This window comes from Candidatus Nanopelagicales bacterium (assembly GCA_030700225.1).
Lineage (GTDB): Bacteria > Actinomycetota > Actinomycetes > S36-B12.
On record JAUYJT010000002.1, the window covers coordinates 1 to 20,416 of the forward strand.

At 65.5% G+C, this 20,416-nt stretch carries 22 protein-coding genes; 1 reads left to right on the forward strand and 21 read right to left on the reverse strand.

Annotated elements, in window-relative coordinates:
* Positions 1–188 precede the first annotated feature (188 nt).
* Positions 189–1,379, reverse strand: coding sequence for a hypothetical protein (locus tag Q8P38_00140; GenBank protein ID MDP4013022.1), 1,191 nt, complete (start codon positions 1,377–1,379; stop codon positions 189–191).
* 367 nt (positions 1,380–1,746) lie between these two features.
* Between Q8P38_00140 and Q8P38_00145 the strand changes: the two genes are divergently transcribed.
* Positions 1,747–2,277 (forward strand): M23 family metallopeptidase, encoded by a 531-nt coding sequence (locus Q8P38_00145; protein MDP4013023.1) that lies wholly within the window; start codon positions 1,747–1,749, stop codon positions 2,275–2,277.
* A 23-nt stretch (positions 2,278–2,300) separates the two neighbouring features.
* On the opposite strand, the gene whiG is transcribed toward Q8P38_00145, so the two are convergent.
* The 20 genes from whiG to Q8P38_00245 all read right to left on the reverse strand — a co-directional run bounded on the left by whiG (position 2,301) and on the right by Q8P38_00245 (position 20,300).
* Positions 2,301–3,170, reverse strand: a complete 870-nt coding sequence (whiG, locus tag Q8P38_00150; GenBank protein MDP4013024.1) for an RNA polymerase sigma factor WhiG — start codon at positions 3,168–3,170, stop codon at positions 2,301–2,303.
* On the reverse strand, positions 3,145–4,080 hold the full coding sequence (locus Q8P38_00155; protein MDP4013025.1) for a tyrosine recombinase XerC: 936 nt from the start codon (positions 4,078–4,080) through the stop codon (positions 3,145–3,147). The genes whiG and Q8P38_00155 overlap by 26 nt, the downstream gene beginning before the upstream one ends.
* Before the next feature lie 31 nt (positions 4,081–4,111).
* Positions 4,112–5,050 carry a DNA-processing protein DprA gene (dprA, locus tag Q8P38_00160; protein MDP4013026.1) on the reverse strand — a complete coding sequence of 313 codons (939 nt, stop codon included), beginning with the start codon at positions 5,048–5,050 and terminating at the stop codon, positions 4,112–4,114.
* Positions 5,047–6,561: a YifB family Mg chelatase-like AAA ATPase gene (locus tag Q8P38_00165; protein MDP4013027.1), complete on the reverse strand. Its 1,515-nt coding sequence runs from the start codon at positions 6,559–6,561 to the stop codon at positions 5,047–5,049. Before Q8P38_00165 ends, dprA begins: the two co-directional genes overlap by 4 nt.
* Positions 6,561–6,920 carry a YraN family protein gene (locus Q8P38_00170; protein ID MDP4013028.1) on the reverse strand — a complete coding sequence of 120 codons (360 nt, stop codon included), beginning with the start codon at positions 6,918–6,920 and terminating at the stop codon, positions 6,561–6,563. Before Q8P38_00170 ends, Q8P38_00165 begins: the two co-directional genes overlap by 1 nt.
* Positions 6,921–7,019: 99 nt before the next feature.
* Entirely contained in the window at positions 7,020–7,649 is a 630-nt protein-coding gene (locus Q8P38_00175; GenBank protein MDP4013029.1) for a ribonuclease HII, read from the reverse strand.
* A gap of 35 nt (positions 7,650–7,684) precedes the next feature.
* On the reverse strand, positions 7,685–8,392 hold the full coding sequence (lepB, locus tag Q8P38_00180) for a signal peptidase I (GenBank protein ID MDP4013030.1): 708 nt from the start codon (positions 8,390–8,392) through the stop codon (positions 7,685–7,687).
* Between the two features lie 48 nt (positions 8,393–8,440).
* Positions 8,441–8,785: a 50S ribosomal protein L19 gene (rplS, locus tag Q8P38_00185; protein MDP4013031.1), complete on the reverse strand. Its 345-nt coding sequence runs from the start codon at positions 8,783–8,785 to the stop codon at positions 8,441–8,443.
* A gap of 159 nt (positions 8,786–8,944) precedes the next feature.
* Positions 8,945–9,640: a tRNA (guanosine(37)-N1)-methyltransferase TrmD gene (trmD, locus tag Q8P38_00190; GenBank protein MDP4013032.1), complete on the reverse strand. Its 696-nt coding sequence runs from the start codon at positions 9,638–9,640 to the stop codon at positions 8,945–8,947.
* Positions 9,637–10,173 carry a ribosome maturation factor RimM gene (gene rimM / locus Q8P38_00195; protein ID MDP4013033.1) on the reverse strand — a complete coding sequence of 179 codons (537 nt, stop codon included), beginning with the start codon at positions 10,171–10,173 and terminating at the stop codon, positions 9,637–9,639. Before rimM ends, trmD begins: the two co-directional genes overlap by 4 nt.
* 1 nt (position 10,174) lies before the next feature.
* Positions 10,175–10,480, reverse strand: a complete 306-nt coding sequence (locus tag Q8P38_00200; protein ID MDP4013034.1) for an RNA-binding protein — start codon at positions 10,478–10,480, stop codon at positions 10,175–10,177.
* 1 nt (position 10,481) lies between these two features.
* Positions 10,482–11,111 (reverse strand): 30S ribosomal protein S16, encoded by a 630-nt coding sequence (gene rpsP, locus Q8P38_00205; protein MDP4013035.1) that lies wholly within the window; start codon positions 11,109–11,111, stop codon positions 10,482–10,484.
* Between the two features lie 168 nt (positions 11,112–11,279).
* Positions 11,280–12,779, reverse strand: coding sequence for a signal recognition particle protein (gene ffh, locus Q8P38_00210; protein ID MDP4013036.1), 1,500 nt, complete (start codon positions 12,777–12,779; stop codon positions 11,280–11,282).
* 155 nt (positions 12,780–12,934) lie between these two features.
* The gene (locus tag Q8P38_00215; protein MDP4013037.1) at positions 12,935–13,180 is read right to left on the reverse strand and encodes a hypothetical protein; all 246 of its coding nucleotides are present in this window, start codon (positions 13,178–13,180) and stop codon (positions 12,935–12,937) included.
* 5 nt (positions 13,181–13,185) lie between these two features.
* On the reverse strand, positions 13,186–14,133 hold the full coding sequence (locus Q8P38_00220; protein MDP4013038.1) for a hypothetical protein: 948 nt from the start codon (positions 14,131–14,133) through the stop codon (positions 13,186–13,188).
* A 311-nt stretch (positions 14,134–14,444) separates the two neighbouring features.
* On the reverse strand, positions 14,445–16,763 hold the full coding sequence (locus Q8P38_00225) for a [protein-PII] uridylyltransferase (protein ID MDP4013039.1): 2,319 nt from the start codon (positions 16,761–16,763) through the stop codon (positions 14,445–14,447).
* A 4-nt stretch (positions 16,764–16,767) separates the two neighbouring features.
* Entirely contained in the window at positions 16,768–17,106 is a 339-nt protein-coding gene (locus Q8P38_00230; GenBank protein MDP4013040.1) for a P-II family nitrogen regulator, read from the reverse strand.
* Positions 17,107–17,108: 2 nt separating this feature from the next.
* A complete protein-coding gene (locus tag Q8P38_00235) occupies positions 17,109–18,437 on the reverse strand; it encodes an ammonium transporter (GenBank protein ID MDP4013041.1) in 1,329 nt (442 codons plus the stop codon).
* 193 nt (positions 18,438–18,630) lie between these two features.
* Positions 18,631–18,969 (reverse strand): P-II family nitrogen regulator, encoded by a 339-nt coding sequence (locus Q8P38_00240; protein MDP4013042.1) that lies wholly within the window; start codon positions 18,967–18,969, stop codon positions 18,631–18,633.
* The gene (locus Q8P38_00245) at positions 18,966–20,300 is read right to left on the reverse strand and encodes an ammonium transporter (GenBank protein ID MDP4013043.1); all 1,335 of its coding nucleotides are present in this window, start codon (positions 20,298–20,300) and stop codon (positions 18,966–18,968) included. Before Q8P38_00245 ends, Q8P38_00240 begins: the two co-directional genes overlap by 4 nt.
* Positions 20,301–20,416: the final 116 nt, after the last annotated feature.

Consider the following 20,416-nt stretch of genomic DNA (forward strand, 5'->3'; position numbering starts at 1 on the left):
CGACACCGGCGACACCCCGATCACCAAACCGTCAGCCTGACCATCAAGGCCCCGCCCCGAACCCCGGGACGGGGCCTACGTCATACGCCTCAACCGCACCCACGATGACGCCGACATCCTCATCCAGCGTGGCGGCTAACAAGCGCCAACCCACGGCGACTCCGGCCACTGCCCATGATCACTCCCCTCTATCGCTTGACAAGAGTCACCTTGAAATCCGACAAAGCCTTCTTGATCGGAGCGAAGTAGACCGTGTCCGAACACAACGTTGGCCTAGCCCTCGTGCCCGGATACGCGACCGACCCAGCCGGGCACAAGGAAAGGGGTGGTCTCCCCCAAGAAATGGTGCCTCTGACCTGTCTCTTGTCCTCCTGCTTCTTCTTCCCCGGACCCATGAACACCGGGCCACCGCTATCGCCCTCAGCGGCGGCGATACCGCTGCTAGGCACAGCTTTGACCCAGGGGCAGAACCAGACCTTCCCCTTGCTGGCGGCACACGTCTTGGTCTTCGTCACCTTGAGCTTGCAGTGAACACCGGAATTTGCGCCACTGGTGCACACATAGTCACCGACGTGACTGTCGCCCGCACTACCAACGATCTTGTACTTGGACTTCGGCGCGTTCCAGCCCCCGGTGTAGATCAGCGCGGTGACCTTGCCCGTGACCCCAACCAGCGCCGTGTCATGCTCAGGCAGCACACCCCACACCTCCCCGAACTTGGAGCTCTTCTTCGGGGGGTTGTTCCCATCCATGGCGTAATACTTGCCGCCCTTGACCTTCCCGCAATGAGCGGCGGTGATGAACACATTTCGCCCGCCGCTGCCCTTGCCCGCGACACCACTGGAGCACAACTCGCTTGACGGCGTCAGCAGCGCCGCACCGGAACGCCACGGCTGATCGGGCTTCCAACGCGGACCCTGAAGCGGGACGACACGCTCACCTGTGGTCACCGTGACCGGTACACCAACCGCCTTGGAGAACACCCCCCGGGTCGACTTCAGACCATCTTGATCCGTCCCGGAAACCGCGACAACTTCCGCGTCCAACCCGCTGCCGGTCTGGCTCGGTGACGACTCCACCAGCGACCACCCAGTCGACCGCCGCGACTTCCCGCGCCGCTTCCACAACTTGCCGGTCGCGACATCCAACTCAGCCTGCGTGTACGCGGCGGACGTGACAGTCACCGAAACACCCTTCGGAGGCCTAGTCAATCTGCGGGCCACCCGTCGGCCCGGCTCGTCTTTCCACGCGAAAGTCACCGAACCCTCATCTGGATCCAGCGACACTCCACCGAACCCCTCAGGGCCAATGAAATCCAAGGAGTACGCCGGTCCCAGGATCCTGGCAATCCACGCGTCCATGCGCGCCTGCCGCAACATCACACGCCGGTATTTACCTCCCTGCGGCTCACCCGAGCTACGACTACCAACGCCAGAGGTCTGAACCCGCTGCGGAACAACGCCCGCGCCATCAGCAACTGCGCCGCCGGAGGCTACGACCTCGCCCCCCCCAACGCCAGAACGACCAGCGCACCAGCCACGACAGCCGACTTGCCCTTGTTGAAGCGGGTTCCCCCTGGGGGTCCCACCCTCTGGGGGAAGGTAACCATGCCGCGACCCTACGTCAGCACCCAGATGCCGTCAACACCTACGCGCTGGACTGTCCACAGACCGACGCGGGACACTTCCTGTCCACAGCGCGGGCGGAGGCCTGGCGGGACGCTCGACGCGGACGCAAAGTGGCGTCATGTCCGATTCGCCTATCCGAGCCTTCGTTCCGCGTCACGGTCGGCTCACACCGTGCGTCGTGCTGCTGCTCGCGGTGCTGCTGGTACTCGCGACCGCGCAACCGATCTCATCGCAGGAGCCGCCATGGGCCACCGTCTGGCCAGTCGCGCAGCCCCGGATACTGAAGGACTTCGACGCTCCCGATCCGGACTGGCAGGTCGGCCATCGCGGGATCGACCTCGCCGCGAGCCAGGGAGATCCAGTTAGATCGCCGCGATCAGGCACCCTGGCCTGGCAGGGATCGGTGGCCGGAGTGCCCAGCGTCGTTGTCGCTCACGGGGCGACACGGGCGACATATCAACCAGTGGAGCCAGACGGCGTCGTCGGCCAGGCCATCCCAGCGGGATCCGTCATCGGACGCGTCTCCGCGGGCGGGCACTGCGACAGTGTGTGTCTGCACTGGGGACTGAAGCTCGGCGAACGCTACCTGGACCCGCGCCTGCTGCTCCCGGGCACCCGAGTTGTCCTGACTCAGGTCCAACCGCCCTGACCCGCAGCGCCATGCGCAGGGGCTCAGCTCGCGGTCTGGCTCAAGCTGGCGCGCATCAGCATGACGGCTTTGGTGTGCAACTGGCAGGCACGACTCTCGGTCACTCCGAGCACCTGCCCGATCTCGGCCAGCGTCATGCCCTCGTAGTAGTAGAGCGAAATGACGATCTTCTCGCGCTCCGGGAGCCCAGCGACTGCCTTGCCAAGGATCTCCTTCGTTTCCTCGACCTCGAACGCCTTGGCGGGATCCTGCGCGCGCACGTCTTCGACAGTGTCACTCAAAGTCATCCTGTCCGACCGGTCCCCGCCGATCGTGAGCAGTTCGTCCAACGCCGCCACGTGCACATACGAGACCTGACGGAACACCTGGCGCAGAGCGCGCACGGTGATCCCAAGCTCCTCGGCGACTTCCTCATCTGAGGGGTTCCGCCCGTGCTCAGCCTGCAAGGTCTGATACGCCTTCTGAACGTCGCGTGCCTTCTGACGCACCGACCTCGGAACCCAGTCGAAGCTGCGTAGCTCGTCAATGATCGCCCCGCGAATCCGGCTGACCGCGTACGTCTCGAACTTGATGGCGCGATCCGGATCAAACTTCTCGATGGCGTCTATCAGACCGAACATGCCGTTCGACACCAGATCAGCGGCTTCGACGTTGGCTGGCAGACCCACACCCACTCGCCCAGCGACGTACTTCACCAAAGGCGCGTAGTGCAGTATCAACCGCTCACGGTCCTTCTCATTGCCGTCACGCTTGAAGCTGGCCCAAAGCTGGCGGAGGCGCTCATCACTGTTCTCGGCGTCATGCTCAGCCCGGACTTCGCGCTCCCGAGCCGCTTTGTCCGGATCGAGAGGCGCTGATACGGACCCCTCAGGCCCGGGGATGCGCCTGTTCATACACCGACCTCAGCCTTTCGACGGACACGTGCGTGTAGATCTGCGTCATTGCGAGCGTAGCGTGACCGAGCATCTCCTGCACCGTACGAAGATCCGCTCCTCCTTCGACCATGTGCGTCGCCGCCGAGTGACGCAAGCTGTGGGGAGTGATTTCCGGCAAGTCCGGCAGGGCGCTAACCAACGTGTGAAGCCTGTCGCGCACTCGCCTTTGACCCAGCCTTCGCCCGCGCGGCCCAAGGAAAAGCGCCGATCCCGACTCGCGCGTGGCCCAAACGGGGCGCCCCTGATCCAGCCAGCGCCGTACGGCGCGCTGGGCCGGCGGCCCGAACGGAACTGTCCTCTCCTTGCCGCCCTTCCCCATGACTCGAAGCGTCCTGGTGTGCTCGTCGACATCCCCCACGTCCAGCCCACACAGTTCCGACACCCGCAGTCCGCACGAATACAGCACTTCGACGCAGACCATGTCGCATAACTCCTGAGCCTCGCCGCAGTCCGCTGCCACCACGGCGGACTCCGCCAGGTCCTTCGCCTGATCGGGCGTCAGGACCTTCGGCAAAGTCTGCGCCCGGCGGGGTGACGTCAGCTTCTGTCCGATGTCCGTCCCCATGTGTCCGGAGCTCGCAGCCCAGGCGGTGAACTTCCGTGTCGCGGCGATGCGTCGAGCGACCGTGTTGCGAGCTAGGCCTCTGGCCGTCATGTCCGCCAGCCAGGCTCTAAGGTCCTGGGAGGACAGCGCGTCCGGGTCGCTCACACCGCGCTCCCGAACGAAGTCGAACAGCTCGGCCATGTCTGACACGTAGGCGCGGACCGTCGCCTCTCGGTTGCCCGCCTGCGAGGCCAGATACGCGCCGAACCGCTCAAGGACCTCCGGTCCCCTCGTACCGCGCGACTGCGCGGATGAACCAGTCATGCTGGCATCCTGCCCTGCCCCGCAGCTCCTGTCAGGGACCGCGCCGCGTCGCTTGCCAGGAGGGAGCGCGCCATCCTTCGAACGTCTGCTCAACTTCGCGCGTCCGGCGCAGCTCCATCAGGATCTCCATCACCTTGGCAACAGGCAGACTGGACGTAGCCGCCAGGTCATCCACCGTCACCGGGAACCCGGTCAGACCTGCCTTCACCGCACTCAGATCCTCGGGAGCGTTTCCCACCCGTCGATCCGTCCACAGTTCAGGTTGCGAGCTCTCCGGCGAAGCTTCGGCACTCGGGCTGACCGACCCGAGAGGCTCGATCAGCTCGAGCACATCCTGGGCGCAGGTGACCAGTTCGGCCCTGCGGCCCTTGATCAGCTCGTGCGTTCCCTCCGAGGCCGATGATGTGACCGGCCCAGGAATCGCCAAGACTTGTCGGCCCAGTTCTTCCGCCTGGCGCGCGGTGTTCAGTGCCCCGGATCTTCTTCCGGCTTCGACGACGATAACCGATCGGCAAAGGGCAGCGATCAGTCTGTTGCGAACCAGGAATGAATGAGCTCGAGGTGTCTCACCCAGCGGCCGCTCCGACACGACCGCCCCGGAGTCGCGTATGCGCGCGATCAAAGGCTCGTGCGAGCTTGGGGATGCGACGTCCACGCCACCGGCCAGCACGGCAACCGTCGGGCCACCGACGGCCAGCGCACCGCGGTGAGCGGCCGCGTCGATCCCGAACGCGGCGCCGGAGAAGATGACCCAGCCAGCGTCCGCCAGCCTGCCAGCGATCTCGCCAGCGGTCCGCAGCCCGTATGGAGTAGCGGCCCGCGACCCGACGATTGCCACGGATCGCAGAGCGAGCAGCCGGAGGTTTCCCGGTCCGCTCACCCAAAGGCCACTTGGCTCGGAATCCAGGTCACCAAGCTGGGTTGGCCACTCCATGTCTCCAGCGGCGATGCGCCGATTTCCGGTGGTCATCGCGTACCCCCAGCCCGGCCATTGAGGCAAACCGCCAGAGCCATGTCGTCCACTGTCGGCTGCTCGCGGTCATTCAAGTCCGCCAACGTCCAGCACACACGCACGATCCTGTCCCTGGCGCGCATGCTGCCAGGTTGATCACCAACCCAGCGATCCAGAGCCGATCCGACCGACTCCGGAAGGGACCAGCCACGCAGAACCCCTGCGGAGACCCGCGAGTTCAAAACCCCCATCCCGCACCTGGCCTCGGCTCTGTGACGGGCCGCCAGTACGCGTTCGCGGACTTCGGCGCTGGAGTCAGCGGGTCGCCTGCCCACCGGGTCGCTGATTCGCACGCGCAAGTCGATCCTGTCCCGAAGAGGACGGGAGAGCCTGTCCCTGTAGCGCCGACTCATCATCGAGGAGCACCGGCACTGCGAGTCATCACGGCCCATGCCCCCGCATGGGCAAAGGTTCGCCGTGAGGACCAGTTGGAACAACGCCGGCAACTGGTCCACGAGCCCGGATCTGGCGATGCTTATCTGTCCGCTTTCCATCGGCTGTCGCAGGGCCTCGAGCGTCACCCGGTGAAATTCCGGCGCCTCGTCCAAAAAGAGCACCCCGCGATGAGCGAGGCTGATCAAACCGGGCCGGGCGACTCCGCCATGGACACTGCCGACCATCGCCGCATGGGACGCCGAGTGATGCGCCCCGACGAAGGGCGGCAGCCGAGTGGGACTCTCATTGGTCGAGCCGTTCGCGGCGCCGCGAATGGCGCTGACCTCCAAGGCCTGCCTATCACCCAACTGGGGCAGCAGCCCGCGGAGACGCTCAGCCAACATGGTCTTCCCGACCCCGGGCGGGCCCTCGAACAGCATGTGATGCCCTCCGGCGGCGGCGACTTCCAACGCCGTACAAGCTTCGGCCTGTCCGACCACATCGCGCAGGTCACAGTCCTCCGGCGCAGCCACTTCCGCACCGATCAGGTTGCCAGGGGTCGACTCCGCCCGGCGCTCGCCACGCAACATCGCCACCACAGCGCCCAGCCCGGCTGCGGGAATCACATCGATTCCCGGGACCAGCGCCATGTCGGGCGCCATGGTCTGAGACGTAAACACGCGTACTTCGGGGCCCATCGCGTCACCTATGGCCAGCGCCATCGCTATGGCGCCGCGGATGGGACGCAAGGACCCGTCCAGAGCCAGCTCACCGACGAAGACCGCCCCAGCGACGGATCTTGCCGGGACTGCGCCACTCGCCGCCAGGACGGCAACTGCCACTGCCAGGTCGAGCCCGGATCCCCTCTTCTGCTCCGATGCCGGCGACAGTCCGACCGTGATTCGCCGCGAGGGCCAGTCGAGCCCGCTGTTGACGACCGCGGATCTAACGCGGTCACGCGATTCACTCACCGCTGTGTCCGCCAACCCAACGATCGTCATGCTCGGAAGCCCGTTGGCGAGGTGCACATGCACGTCAACCAACTGCCCAGCGAGCCCGTGGGCTACTACGCCAGCCACGCACGCCAACGGCATTACTCGACCCCAGTGATGTGGTCGATCGTGGCTTCCCCAGATCGGTGCAGCGATACCGACACCACGTCGATCCGAACCTGGCCCACACGCAGACGGCGTTCGGACAGCCATGCGGCGCCCAACTTGCGAAGGCGAGCGACTTTCACAGGTGTCACCGCCTCAGCACCGCTGCCGTGCGAAGTGCCCGACCTGGTCTTCACCTCGCACACGACTAAGCAACTGCCGTCCGCGGCCACGATGTCCAGCTCGCCGAGCCGACATCGCCAATTGCGCTCAAGCACTCTCAAGCCACGGCGCACCAAGTGCGCGGCGGCCAGGTCCTCCCCGAGCCGACCCAGTCTCTTGTTGTCGTCACCCATAGCGTCCCCCCTCCTCATTGGAGCGAGGCAGCAGCCGCCTGTCACCCGGATCGCCGGTCCTGGGGATAGCGGCGGATGGGCCGGGGGCGGTGGATAACGCTATGGCGAGAGCATGCCCTGCAACGCCCAGGATCGACGATGCTGCGGGCACAGCCCGTCAGTCCGCATTGCCGCCAGTTGCGCCGGTGCGGCGTAGCCCTTGTTCTCTTGCCACCTGTACACGGGCCATTGGCAGGCGAGTTCGCACATGATCTTGTCCCGCGTCGTCTTCGCGATGACACTCGCCGCGGCGACCGATGAACATCGCTGGTCGCCACGAACCACAGTGGTAACAGCGGCCACCTCAACATCCGGCCACGGAACCGGGTCAAAGAGCAGTTCAGAACCGCGGCTCAGCCAGTCGTGAGTCCCATCGAGGATGATGGCGCCAACTTCCGGCACATTCGCCAGAGCCCTCAGGGCCGCGAGCCTTAGGGCTGACATGATCCCGTACTCATCGATTTCCCCGGCTGACGCATGACCCACACAGTGCCCCGCGGCCCAACCCCTGACCTCAGGGGCGAGCGCCTCTCTCGCGGCGGGGCTGAGCAACTTGGAGTCCTTCAGCCCCACCGGAGCGGTTCCGGTGTCTGATCGCACGACGACAACACCAACGCTGACCGGACCCGCGATGGCACCGCGCCCGACTTCGTCCACACCAGCTACTACGGTCGCGCCTCCGCGCATCATGGCTCGCTCCAGGCGCAGAGTCGGCTTCAACGCGCCTAACCGCTGTTCATCTGCTCGGCCCACTTGGGCGTCGACAGCAGCTGCGCGCGACTCAGCGGCCAGATGATCGCGAACGCCTTCCCCAGGACCCGATCAGTCGGCACAAACCCTCCCCCTGGTTCCCCCATGTGTGCCCGCGAGTCGGCTGAGGCGCCTCGATGATCTCCCAGGACCCAGAGCTTCTCCTCCGGCACCACGACATCGAACTTGGTCTCGCTCGGCGCGTTCTTCGGGAACAGGTACTGCGACTCAGCTATCGGTTCGCCGTTGATCATGATCTGACCTTTGGCGTTGCAGCACTTCACGCGATCGCCCGCGACGCCGATCACGCGCTTGACGAACACTGTGTCAGGAGGCGCGACAACGCCGATTGTTCGCCCCAGCTCTGTCATCAAGTCGCCGACCGGACCGTTTGACTTGTTCTTGTGGCCGGCGGGCACGAAGGAGTCCACGCCGTCGAACACGACAATGTCGCCGCGCTGCGGCTGCGAGAACCTGTACGTGAACCGGTTCACCGCCACGCGGTCGCCCACCAGAAGCGTGTTCTCCATCGACCCGGAGGGGATGTAGAAGATCTGAACAATGAATGTCTTGATCAGGAACGCGAGGAATATCGCCGCCACGATGACGATCGGGATCTCAACCCACGCTGGGATCTTTCGCGAACTCTTCGCCGTGTTCGCTGGTGTCTCAGTCGTCGCCACGATCAGACCCTACTCGGGCGCGCGCTCGCCGGCAGCCTGTGCGCTGGCTCAGTCCCGCTTCTCACGGATCTTCGCGGCCTTGCCTCGCAGGGAACGCAGGTAGTACAGCTTGGCTCGGCGCACATCGCCCCGAACAACGCGCTCGATCTTGTCGATGATCGGGCTGTGCAGCGGAAACGTTCGCTCGACGCCGGTACCGAATGAGATCTTGCGAACCGTGAAGGTCTCCCGCACTCCTTCACTATGGCGCCGGATCACGACTCCCTGGAAGACCTGGATCCGCGAGCGAGTTCCCTCGACGACTTTCACGTGGACCTTGACCGTGTCACCGGGCCGGAACTCGGGGATGTCATCCCTGACCGAAGCCTCATCGATGAAATCCAACTTGCGCATGATCGCTACTCTCCGCGAGCGCCACAGATCGCTCACTAAGTCCGTTCAAGATCAAGGTGGTTCACCGGCGCCCCCTGTGGCAGGCAAGCCGGACAACACCACCGTGCCCGAGTATGACACGCGGACCATCGGATCGGCCAAGTCGCGTGGGGCCGAGAGCTACGCCAGGTCCGGACGGAGTAGCTCGGTCCGGCGTCGCGACTGATCCTCGCGCCAAGCGCGTATCGCCTCGTGATCACCAGACAGGAGTACGTCGGGCACATCGAGCCCCCGCCAGGATCTCGGCTTGGTGTATGCGGGTCCTTCAAGCGGGCCAGCGACCCGATCCGGGCCGAACGAGTCGTCGCTCGCGCTGCCTGGATTCCCCAACACCCCGGGCAACAATCGGACCGTCGCCTCGATGATGGCGAGCGCGGCGACCTCTCCTCCCGCGAGCACGTAGTCGCCCAGCGACACCTCGTCCACTGGCCACTGGCGTTCGTAGTGCCGCCAGACGCGGTCATCGATGCCCTCATACCTGCCGCACGCGAAGACCAGACCCGGCAGCTCGGCGTACTCGCGGGCTGTTTCCTGGCGGAACAGCCGCCCGGAAGGTGACGGCACCACGATTCTGGTTCCGATCGCCGCTTCGGCCAGCACGTGATCGAGAGCCTCGCCCCAGGGCTCGGGCTTCATGACCATGCCGGGCCCGCCGCCGGACGGCGAGTCATCGACCGTGCGGTGCCGATCATGCGCGAAATCGCGCAGGTCGTGAACGCGCAAATCAACAAGGCCCGACCCAACCGACTTGCCCACCAGCGACAGCCCAAGAGGCGCGAGGTAGTCCGGAAACACCGTGACGACGTCGATCCTCAACGCCGGTCCTCTCCGGTCTCAACCGATTCCTCGTCGAGGAGACCGGCCGGAGGATCGATGACAAGGCCCTGTTCATCGACCACTGGCACCATGGAGGACACGAAGGGCACCCGCGCGACGCGCTCATCTGTCAGACGCACGACGAGCAGGTCGTGCCCGGGCGGGTGCTCCACGCCGGTCACTTCACCCAGCGTGTTCCCTGCCGTCCCCCTGCACGCCAGCCCGATCAGCTGGCGGTCGTACCATTCGTCCTCCCCGGATGGCCTGGCATCGGGGTCCACATCCGCGTACAGATCGGCGCCTCTAGATTCCTCGGCAGCCTCGCGATCCTCAATCCCGGCAAGACGAACCACCAACCGACCCGAGATGAGTCGCGCGCGGTCGATGCGTGTACTTGTTTCTCCACCGTCGCGAACAAGAATCACCGTCGCCCCAGCGGCAAGCCGGAGTTCCGGCTCGTCGGTCGTCACGCTGACAGTCACGTCGCCAGCTAGCCCGTGTGGTCGTCCGATGCGGGCGACCAAGACGCGCATGTCAGGTACTGTCCGGCGAGCTCGACGTGTCCTGCGACTCAGGCGGGATCTCACCCCGCGGTGGACGGGATCCTCCAAGGCCATCGGAGAAGTCGACGCGGACTTGCCTGCGCCCGGCCAACGCGCTAATCACGGTGCGAAACGCGGTAGCGGTCCGCCCGGCTTTGCCGATAACGCGACCCATGTCATCGGGGTTCACCAGGACTCTGAGCGTCAGTCCCCGGCGGCCGTCCCGCGCCTTGACGGATACGTCGTCGGGATTGTCCACTATGCCGCGAACCAGGTGCTCCAATGCTTCGGCCAACATGTCAGGCCTCAGCCTCAGCGGGAGCCTCAGCAGGCGCCTCGGCAGGAGCCTCAGCAGGGGCCTCGGCAGGAGCCTCAGCAGGCGCTTCGGCAGGCGCTTCGACCTCAGCCTTGGCAGGGGCCTTGGCGGGGGCCTTGGATGCCTTCTTGGCAGCAGCCTTCTTCACGACCGGTGCGTCAGACGCCTCCGCTGAACCCTTCTCCGCCTCCGCGCTGGCTGCGGCCGCCCGGTCATCGCGGGCCTTCTTCGCGGCCTTCGCCTTCAGCTTCTCCACCCGCTCCTTCTCCTCAGACGCCTGCTTGGACGCACTGTCGAACACCGCGAGCTTGTCGACCTTCTCAGCAGCCACCCGAAGAGTGCCCTCAGCTCCAGGGAGCCCCTTGAACTTCTGCCAATCGCCGGTGACCTTCAGAATCGCTAGAACCGGCTCGGTCGGCTGTGCGCCGACTGACAACCAGTGCTGCACCCGCGCGGAGTTGACCTGGATCAGGCTCGGCTCCCGCTTCGGCTGGTAGATCCCCAACTCCTCGATGGCCCTGCCGCTACGCCTCGTGCGCGCGTCCGCCACAACGATTCGGTACTGCGGTATCCGGATCTTGCCGATCCGCTTCAACTTAATCTTGACAGCCACTAGTGACGTGTCTCCTGTCGTTGTCGTTCCGAGGGCCTCGATCGCCGGTGGGATACGCCGAATCGATAGCCCAATGTCCACGATCGCCTCCGGGATAGAGGGCCTGTGGCGATCTAGGGTCAAAGTGTGCCAGATCCCGGCCAAACCCCAAAGCCCGGTAACCCGTAGTCAGCCCAGGAAGTCCTTGAACTCAGGCGGCAGTTCCACCGATGGCTGCCCACTGCCGGTCCCGTTCAGAGCCGCCGCCTGCTCCTGAGCCCTCTTCGCGGGGTTGCCGGACCGACCCTTCTTGGTCTTGGTCGGACGCACAGCGCGAGCGACGCGCCTGCCCGGCATCGCGGGCATTCCCGGGATCCCAGCGCCTTTCCCGGCGCGCATCTGCTTCATCATCTTCTGCGCCTCGCCGAACCGCTCGACGAGTTGGTTAACGTGAACCACCTCGACACCGGCCCCCTTGGCGATGCGAGCCCGGCGCGATCCGTTCAGCACCTTCGGGTCCGCGCGCTCTTGCGGCGTCATCGACTGGATGATCGCGGCGACTCGGTCCAGATCTCGTTCGTCAACGGACGCCAGTTGCGCCTTCATCTCGCCCATCCCGGGCAGCATCCCCAGGAGCTTCGTCAACGATCCCATCTTCTTGACCGCTTGCATCTGCTCCAAGAAGTCCGACAGCGTGAAGCTCTCTCCCCGCTCGACCTTGTCGGCCATTCGCGCGGCCTGTTCGGAGTCGAACGCCCGCTCGGCTTGCTCGATCAGCGTGAGCACGTCCCCCATGTCGAGGATCCGTGATGCCATCCGGTCCGGATGGAACGCCTCGAAGTCCTGGACCTTCTCCCCTGTGGACGCGAACATGATGGGTCGTCCGGTCACACCGACGATGGACAAGGCCGCGCCACCCCGAGCGTCGCCGTCCAGCTTCGTCAGGACTACTCCGTCGAACCCGACGCCGTCCACGAACGCGGTCGCCGTGGCGACAGCGTCCTGACCGATCATCGAATCGACAACCAGAAGCGTCTCGTCCGGAGACACCGCGTCGCGGATGTCGCGGAGCTGGGCCATCAGATCTGAATCGATCGCCAGTCGGCCGGCCGTGTCGACGATGACTATGTCGTGCAGCTTCACCTCTGCTTCGGCTACCGAACGGCGGGCCACGTCAACCGGATCACCGACGCCGTTGCCCGGCTCGGGGGCGAACACGGGGATTCCGGCCTGTTCGCCGACGATCCGCAACTGGTCAACCGCGTTCGGGCGCTGCAGGTCGGCCGCGACTAGTAGCGGCTGATGACCCTGGTGGCGAAGGTGCGCCCCGAGTTTGCCGGCCAAGGTCGTCTTGCCTGAACCCTGGAGACCGGCCAGCACGATCACTGTCGGTGGCTTCTTCGCGAAGCGGAGTCTGCGTGTCTGGCCACCCAGGATCCCCACGAGTTCGTCCTGGACGATCTTTACGACCTGCTGCGCCGGGTTGAGCGCACGGGAGACCTCCGTATCGAGTGCCCGCTCTTTGATGCGGGCGCAGAAGCCACGCACGACGGGGAGCGCCACATCGGCGTCGAGCATCGCGATCCGGATCTCCCGAACCGTCTCGTCAATGTCGGCTTCGCTTAACCGTCCCTTGCCGCGCAGATTCTTGAAAGTGGCGGCCAGACGGTCAGATAGTGTCCCGAACAAACTTCCCCTTGGGCTGGTACAAACGCGAGACCCCAGGGTAGCGCCGACTCCACCGCCTCCTGGACTTGACGCTGATACGGCCGGTCATCGAGGACGGGTCTTGAATTGAGTCAGCCCCGCGTCAAGCGGGGCCAGAGGAACGAACGGTGTCTCGATCAGGCGGTGCGAACGGCGGCTATGGGAGCGCCTAGGTCGGCCATCAGCTTCGCGACATCGGTCATGCTGATGGGGCGATACTCTCCGGAATACAGCCCGGCGTAGTACTGGTCGGACGCCGGTACCCAGCGTCCTGACTCGTAGAATTCCATGAAGTCGTCGACGTCAGCGTCTTCGCGCACGCGAATCAACCACGTCGGGGATGCCCCCCAGACGCGGTCGTAGTACGTGTAGCCGTCGGTCACACCATTCACGGTACTCCCCAGCGACCTGGTGGGCGAGCCACATCAGCCCACAGTCGCTTGAGTTCGCGGTCAAGCCGCTTCCTAGCTGGTCCTCGAGTCACTCGAGCCTGCGAGTAGAGACCGGCCACCCGACGACTGCCCGCTATCCGCGCCGATTCGCGCGTGTGGAACTGAATCTCGAACAGCTGGGACCCGATCTCCCACGTGGCGTTCACGCCCTTGTATCTGGAATCGCTCCACAGGTCGCGCCAACGCGACGGTAGAGCTCTGGCTCCCGCGCCCGCTAGGCGACGCACCGTCCGCTCAAGGACATCAGCGTAGGACCGGCTAGAAGCGGCCACGCGGTAGCGGACCAAATCGTCCAGTCCCGCGACGAGCGCCGCCTGCTCCATCGCGCCTGATCTTCCTGCCGCCACCTCGATCTTGCGGACTGCGCTCTCAATGGACTTGAGTCGGGTCGCCAGGTCGACAAGCTCGGCATCCTGACCCATGAGCACTTCGCGCATCATCCGGGTGATTCTCGGTTCGTGAGCGCTCGCATCGGCGAGCGCATCCGCTGTCAATCGCCTGAGATCGTCGCCTTCATGGAAGGCGCCTGACACGCTGCGCGTTGGCGGCCGGGGACCACCACCGCTCGATGCCCCAGTCTGCGTCGCGGGGCCACGGGCCCCCAGGTTCGCGGCCCGGGTCCGGTGGACACCCACAGGCGGTTTGCCCCCGGTGGCGGACATGATTCGCTCCCGTTCCGCCCGGAACTTCTTGATCAGCTTCCGGCGCTGCTGATAGCTCGAGTTCGCCGGCCGCTCCAGCCGCCGGTTCAACTCATCAACCCGGCGCTGGGTGAATATGCCCTGTCGGCGCAGCTCACGCGACAGCCGAGGAGCTCGGAACTGAGGCGCTGGCTGGACTTGAGTAACGACTCGCTGAGCTTCTCCAAGTCGAGCCAGAACCACGCGGGGCCTGACTCCGCCTTGAGCCCGTGGCACAGGTTGAACCCGTCGATCAGCACAGCGACACGATCCAACTGACCCCTCCCATCAGTGGTTCACCGGGGCGGTTTCTCGCGCTCAGCCTTTCTCCCCCAACCCCAGCCACCCCTCGTCAATGGCGTGGTCAGCACTCTCGAGGCGATTCGGGCGGGAGGTGCGACGCTACCGCCAAGCTTGACTCCCTGAGCTTGACGAGTTTCAACCTTGACATAGCTGGGCCGAGGCCACCCTGCTCCGTCCACAGGGGTCGCCGGACCGAGATCTGGCGAGCGGGCTCACGATTCGACGATCGCAGCCAGCTTGGCGACGACGGCGTCCAACGCGTCCCCCGAGAGGGGACGGCCCTCTGCCCCGGTCAGATAGAACACGTCCACGACAGAGCTGCCGAGGCTATCCGCGCGCGCGGCCGCGATGTTCGCCCCCGCGCCCGTGATCGCCCAGGCGAGCCGGAAGAGCGTGCCAGGTCGGTCATACGTGCGCACCTCAACCACCGTCGCACGGGCGGAAGCTTCCGGCACGACCGTGACCTTGGGCTCCAGCGAGATCTGTCGGCTAACCGGGTAGGCCTCTTCCCGTCGTTCGAGCCTGTCAGCGATGTTGATCTGCCCGTCAAGCGCCTGGCGAACGTCAGCTCTCAGCTTCTCCGCATCGGGAGCATCGCCAAAGACTGGGTCAACGGTCCACTCCGACACAGCCATGTCGCCTTCACCGCTGGCCCTGGCGGAGCGCACGTCCAGACGGTTGATCGCCAGGATCCCCGCGACAACGGCGAGCAATCCGGCACGGTCCGGTGCTACAGCGGTAACGGCGATGAGGTCGCCCGGCGCGACATCATCTACCGCGATGTCCAAGTCGCTGGACCGGAGAAGCGCCCGCGCCCGTTCGGATACCTCCGGCGCGGCGGTAACGGCGCCATCTGCCAGGGCGGCGCGTGTACGAGCTACCAAGTCGGCGACTAGGGCAGCGCGCCATTCACTCCACGCGACCGGCCCGGTCGCGAGTCCATCGGCGCGGGTCAGCGCGTAGAGCAGGTCGAGCCCGTCAGTGTCGCCGACCGCTTGGGTCACGGTTGCGATAGTCGCCGGGTCGGCTAGGTCGCGCCGGGTTGCGGTTTCGGCCAACAGAAGATGGTTGCGCACGAGTTCGACGAGGACCGCACTGTCCGCCGCGTCGAATCCGAGTTCCGGCGCGATCCGGGTCACCAGCTCGAAACCGGTAGCCGTGTGGTCCAAGCTGTTGCGCCCCTTCCCGATGTCATGCAGGAGGGCGCTGACGAGCAGCAGGTCCGGCCGCGCGACCTCACGCTGGAACGCCGCCGCCTGAACCGCTGTCTCCACCAGATGGCGATCCACAGTGAAGCGGTGAACGGGGTTTCGCTGCGGAGCACTGCGGACCGGCGACCACTCCGGTATGAGCGCGCTGACGATGCCCGCCTGATCGAGCGCCTCCCAGACCCCCACGGTCGACTGTCCGGCGCCCAGCAACGACACGAAACTGTCCCTAGCGGCCGGGGGCCACGGCACAGGCATCGGCGCTGACTCAGCCACGAGTCGGCTGACGGCGTGCGGCGCCAGAGCCAGCCCCGCCTGCGCGGCGGCCGCGGCAGCTCTGAGCACAAGGACCGGATCGTGTTCTGGCCGGGCCCCGACTGCCAGGACGACCTCGCCGTCCTGGACCACAACCCCGTCCGCCAGCGGGCGTCGCTCGGATCGACGAGAGGACTTCCGCGTAACCCTGGAGACGCGGTACCAAGTCGAATCGGCCGCGTGCGCGATCGTCCTACCAGCGGCGGAAACACCGCGCATGAAACCGTCGGAATCAGCGGCGCCGAGCATGTACGCGACGCCGTCCTGCTCCTGCATGAGCAGGCGGTCACCCGACTTGCCGGTGCGCAAGTGCAGGGCATCCCGCGAATCCATGAGCAGCGCGGCGGGCTGCCTCAACTCCTCATGCGGCATGTCGGTCAGCCACGACGCGGCGATCGCCCGCAGCACGACGAGGTCCCGTAGGCCTCCGTACCCCTCCTTCAGATCAGGCTCGAGCATGTGAGCGACTTCGCCGCATCGCTGCCGTCTGGCGTCGACGAGCGCCTTCAGCTCGGACATTCGCTTGGCGGCGGAGCGGCGCCAATCCGCGAGGACCGAGTCCAGCATCTGAGCCACTAGGCGTTCGTCGCCGGCGATAGTGCGCGCGTCCAGCAGTCCAAGCATGACTTTCAGATCCGAGGCAGCCATTCGGCGCGCCTCAGAGACAGTCCGCACGGAATGGTCCAGATCGATTCTGGACCCCCAGATCGGATACCAGATCCGTTCAGCGAAATCGGGAGCGTCGCCGCTGTGAAGCAGCACCAGGTCAAGATCACTTCCCACGGCCAGGTCGCCGTGGCCGTATCCCCCGACAGCTACAAGTGCGGCCTGGCGCTGCTCACCACCGGCGAGCCGGAACAACGTCCGCAACCACTCGTCTGTCAGCGAGACGAGCGCACGGCGCCGATCCTGGCCGGGGCGCCCAGGCAGTTCCGCGCGAGCCGCTGAGTATCGCCTCGTCGCCTCGTCTCCCGACTCGCCGGTCTGGAGCCCGCCGTGGGATAGCACGGCGCTACAAGGCGTCCGGTCCGCGCTCGCCGGTACGAACGCGGACAACGGCATCGACTGGGCTGATCCACACTTTGCCGTCCCCGATCCGCTCGGTCTTGGCAGCGGCCACGATGACGTCGGCGACAGCGTTGGCGTCTTCGGCGTCCGCCAGAACTTCGACGCGTATCTTCGGGACCAAGTCCACCGTGTACTCAGCCCCGCGGTACACCTCGGTGTGACCCTTCTGCCGCCCGAAGCCGCTGGCTTCGGAAACGGTCAAGCCGTGGACACCGTGGGCCCGCAGCGCGTCCTTGACCTCCTCCAGCTTGAACGGCTTGATTACCGCAGTGACGAGTTTCATGCTCATGCCTCCTCCTGTGCCGTTCTCGCGGCAGCGGCCGCCCCGACTCCGGCGAATCTTCCGCCCGCACCGCTCTCGGTGAGTTCGTAGGCCGCTTCCGCATGGATGATGCGGTCGACCCCGGAGATCTCATCATCTTCGCTCACGCGGAAGCCAACCGTGACGGCGATCAGCTTCCCGATGATGACAGTGACGACGAGCGTGTAGAACAGCACGACGAACGCCGCGATCGCCTGCGACCTCAACTGGTCAGCCCCGCCCCCGTAGAACAGACCGTTCACGCCAGCGGGAGCTGCCTCGGTGGCCAGAAGCCCGATCAACAGCGTGCCGATTAGCCCCCCGACCAAGTGGACGGCGACGACATCGAAGGAGTCGTCGTAGGCGAACCTGTACTTCAGCCCGACCGCCAGGGCGCAGACAACGCCGGCGATGGCGCCCAGAATCAGGGCGCCGATTGGACTGACCGCTGAGCCGGACGGCGTGATCGCGACCGCACCGGCCACGATGCCGGAAGCGGCCCCCAGGCTCGTGGCGTGACCGTCACGGATCTTCTCCAGCAGCAGCCATCCGAGTGCTGCCGCGCACGTGGCGCCGAATGTGTTGACGAATACGACAGCGGCGGTGTTGCCAGCTGACAGCGCCGAACCGGCATTGAAGCCAAACCAGCCGAACCACAGCAACCCGGCGCCCAGCATCACCAGAGTCATGTTGTGCGGCCTCATCGGAGTCTTCGGCCAGCCGAGCCGTCGCCCGAGAACGAACGCGAGCCCCAGTGCCGACGCACCCGAGGCGATCTCAACGACCGTGCCCCCGGCGAAGTCGATTACCGGCACTCCGTTCAGCGGGCCGCGGCCTTCGAGCATCCAGCCGCCGGATCCCCAGACCCAGTGCGCGACGGGGAAGTACACGACCGTCGCCCAGATCGCGGCGAACACGAGCCACACGCCGAACTTGGCACGGTCGGCGATGGCCCCGGCGATCAAGGCGGCCGTTACCGCCACGAACATCGCCTGGAACGCCACGAAAGCCATCACCGGGTACGTGGCTGTGGGGTCGTCCGCCATCAGCCCCTCCAGGCCGAAGAACTCCAGCGGGTTCGCGATGAGCCCCAGCCCGGTGTCGGTGCCGAACGTCATCGAGTAGCCGTACAAGATCCACACGATCCCGATCACGCATAGCGCGCCGAAGACCATCATGATCATGTTCAGCGAGCTCTTGACTCTCGTCATGCCGCCGTAGAACAGGGCCAAGCCCGGCAGCATGAGCATCACCAGGGCGGCGCTGACAAGGATCCAGGCGGTATCGCCTGAGTTGAGTACCGATTCAGGCATCTACTCGCTCTTCCCTTGATATCCAGGGCTGACCCCAAGGAACAAGGAGAGACTCCACCCGCGGTGTTTCGGCGCGCGTCGATGTCTGTTTCGATTCCGTGACGGAATCCCCCGGTTCGTTACGCGCGTGTTTCGGGCAGCGCAAGCGGCGGGAGGGTCAACCTCTCGGCGCCCTCCCGCCTACCCGCCGCCCCTACAAGGCGTCCGGTCCACGCTCCCCGGTGCGGACCCGCACGACGGCGTCGACGGGAGTTATCCACACCTTGCCGTCCCCTATCCGCCCGGTCTGGGCGCTGGCGACGATGACGTCCGCGACATCGCTGGCGTCTTCGTCGTCCACGAGGACCTCGATGCGGATCTTCGGAACCAGGTCCACCGTGTACTCCGCCCCCCGGTACACCTCGGTGTGACCCTTCTGCCGCCCGTACCCACTGGCCTCCGAAACGGTCAGGCCATGGACACCATGGTCCCGTAGCGCTGCCTTGACCTCGTCCAGCTTGAACGGCTTGATTACCGCAGTGACGAGTTTCATGCCGACCCCTCCCTCTTGGCTGACCTTGCTGCCGCAGCTGACCCGACCCCGGCGAATCTGCCGCCGGCCCCACTCTCGGTGAGCTCGTAGGCCCCCTCCGCGTGGATGATTCGATCGATACCGGCGATCTCATCGTCTTCGCTGACCCGGAAGCCCGTCGTCACTGCGATCAACTTCCCGATGATCAACGCCAGCACCAGCGAATAGAACATCACCGCGAAAGCCGCTATAGCCTGGGACTTCAACTGCTCCGGCCCACCCCCGTAGAACAGGCCGTTCACCCCGGCCGGAGCGGCCTCGGTGGCCAAGAACCCGATCAGCAACGTGCCGACCAGACCGCCGACCAAGTGGACACCCACAACGTCCAACGAGTCGTCGTAGGCGAACCTGTACTTCAGCCCAACTGCCAGAGCACAAATCACACCAGCGAGCGCACCTAGGATCAGCGCCCCAGCAGGGCTTACCGCTGAGCAAGATGGCGTGATCGCCACCAAGCCAGCGACGATTCCGGACGCGGCACCCAGGCTCGTGGCGTGACCATCACGGACTTTCTCCACTAGCAGCCAGCCCAGGGCTGCGGCGCAGGTCGCGCCGAAGGTGTTCACGAACACAACGGCCGACGTGTTGCCCGCCGCCAGAGCGGAGCCGGCGTTGAAGCCGAACCATCCGAACCACAGCAACCCGGCGCCGATCATCACCAGCGTCATGTTGTGCGGCTTCATCGGTGTGTTGGGCCAGCCAAGTCGCCGTCCGAGCACAATCGCCAGCGCGAGTGCCGCCGCGCCCGCGTTGATGTGAACTGCCGTGCCTCCCGCGAAGTCGATCGCCGGCACGCCGTTGAGCGGTCCCAGTCCCTCGAAGATCCAGCCACCCGCACCCCAGACCCAGTGGGCTACTGGGAAGTACACGATCGTCGCCCAGATCGCTCCGAAGACCAGCCAGGCGCCGAACTTGGCACGGTCGGCGATGGCCCCGGCGATCAGGGCGACCGTGATGGCCGCGAACATCGCTTGGAAGGCGACGAAGGCCATGACCGGGTAGGTCGCCTCGGGATCGTCGGCCATCAGGCCATCCAGGCCGAACAGCTCCAACGGGCTGGCGATGAGTCCCGCTCCGGTGTCGGCCCCGAATGTCATCGAGTAGCCATAAAGGATCCAGATGACGCCGACGACGCACAGCGCCCCGAACACCATCATGATCATGTTCAGGGTGCTCTTCGCCCTGGTCATGCCGCCGTAGAACAGGGCCAAGCCCGGCAGCATAAGCAGCACCAAAGCGGCGCTTGTCAGTATCCAGGCGGTATCACCTGAGTTCAGCGCTGATTCAGGCATCGACTCACTCTCCCCTCATTCCATCCGGGGCCGATCCCCAGGCACAACGAGAGACTCCCCCGGCGGTGTTTCGACTAGAGCCCGCGTCTGTTTCGGTTCCGAAACAGAAACCTGCT

What these genes read in the sequence shown, in the direction of transcription:
- Q8P38_00165 (MDP4013027.1), bottom strand. Translation starts at nt 6,561, where the DNA reads ATGCCGTTGGCGTGCGTGGCTGGCGTAGTAGCCCACGGGCTCGCTGGG.
- whiG (MDP4013024.1), bottom strand. Translation starts at nt 3,170, where the DNA reads ATGAACAGGCGCATCCCCGGGCCTGAGGGGTCCGTATCAGCGCCTCTC.
- Q8P38_00170 (MDP4013028.1), bottom strand. Translation starts at nt 6,920, where the DNA reads ATGGGTGACGACAACAAGAGACTGGGTCGGCTCGGGGAGGACCTGGCC.
- Q8P38_00145 (MDP4013023.1), top strand. Translation starts at nt 1,747, where the DNA reads ATGTCCGATTCGCCTATCCGAGCCTTCGTTCCGCGTCACGGTCGGCTC.
- rimM (MDP4013033.1), bottom strand. Translation starts at nt 10,173, where the DNA reads ATGCGCGTCTTGGTCGCCCGCATCGGACGACCACACGGGCTAGCTGGC.
- Q8P38_00240 (MDP4013042.1), bottom strand. Translation starts at nt 18,969, where the DNA reads ATGAAACTCGTCACTGCGGTAATCAAGCCGTTCAAGCTGGACGAGGTC.
- Q8P38_00175 (MDP4013029.1), bottom strand. Translation starts at nt 7,649, where the DNA reads ATGATGCGCGGAGGCGCGACCGTAGTAGCTGGTGTGGACGAAGTCGGG.
- Q8P38_00230 (MDP4013040.1), bottom strand. Translation starts at nt 17,106, where the DNA reads ATGAAACTCGTCACTGCGGTAATCAAGCCGTTCAAGCTGGAGGAGGTC.
- Q8P38_00140 (MDP4013022.1), bottom strand. Translation starts at nt 1,379, where the DNA reads ATGTTGCGGCAGGCGCGCATGGACGCGTGGATTGCCAGGATCCTGGGA.
- Q8P38_00245 (MDP4013043.1), bottom strand. Translation starts at nt 20,300, where the DNA reads ATGCCTGAATCAGCGCTGAACTCAGGTGATACCGCCTGGATACTGACA.
- Q8P38_00155 (MDP4013025.1), bottom strand. Translation starts at nt 4,080, where the DNA reads ATGACTGGTTCATCCGCGCAGTCGCGCGGTACGAGGGGACCGGAGGTC.
- Q8P38_00235 (MDP4013041.1), bottom strand. Translation starts at nt 18,437, where the DNA reads ATGCCTGAATCGGTACTCAACTCAGGCGATACCGCCTGGATCCTTGTC.
- Q8P38_00200 (MDP4013034.1), bottom strand. Translation starts at nt 10,480, where the DNA reads ATGTTGGCCGAAGCATTGGAGCACCTGGTTCGCGGCATAGTGGACAAT.
- dprA (MDP4013026.1), bottom strand. Translation starts at nt 5,050, where the DNA reads ATGACCACCGGAAATCGGCGCATCGCCGCTGGAGACATGGAGTGGCCA.
- rplS (MDP4013031.1), bottom strand. Translation starts at nt 8,785, where the DNA reads ATGCGCAAGTTGGATTTCATCGATGAGGCTTCGGTCAGGGATGACATC.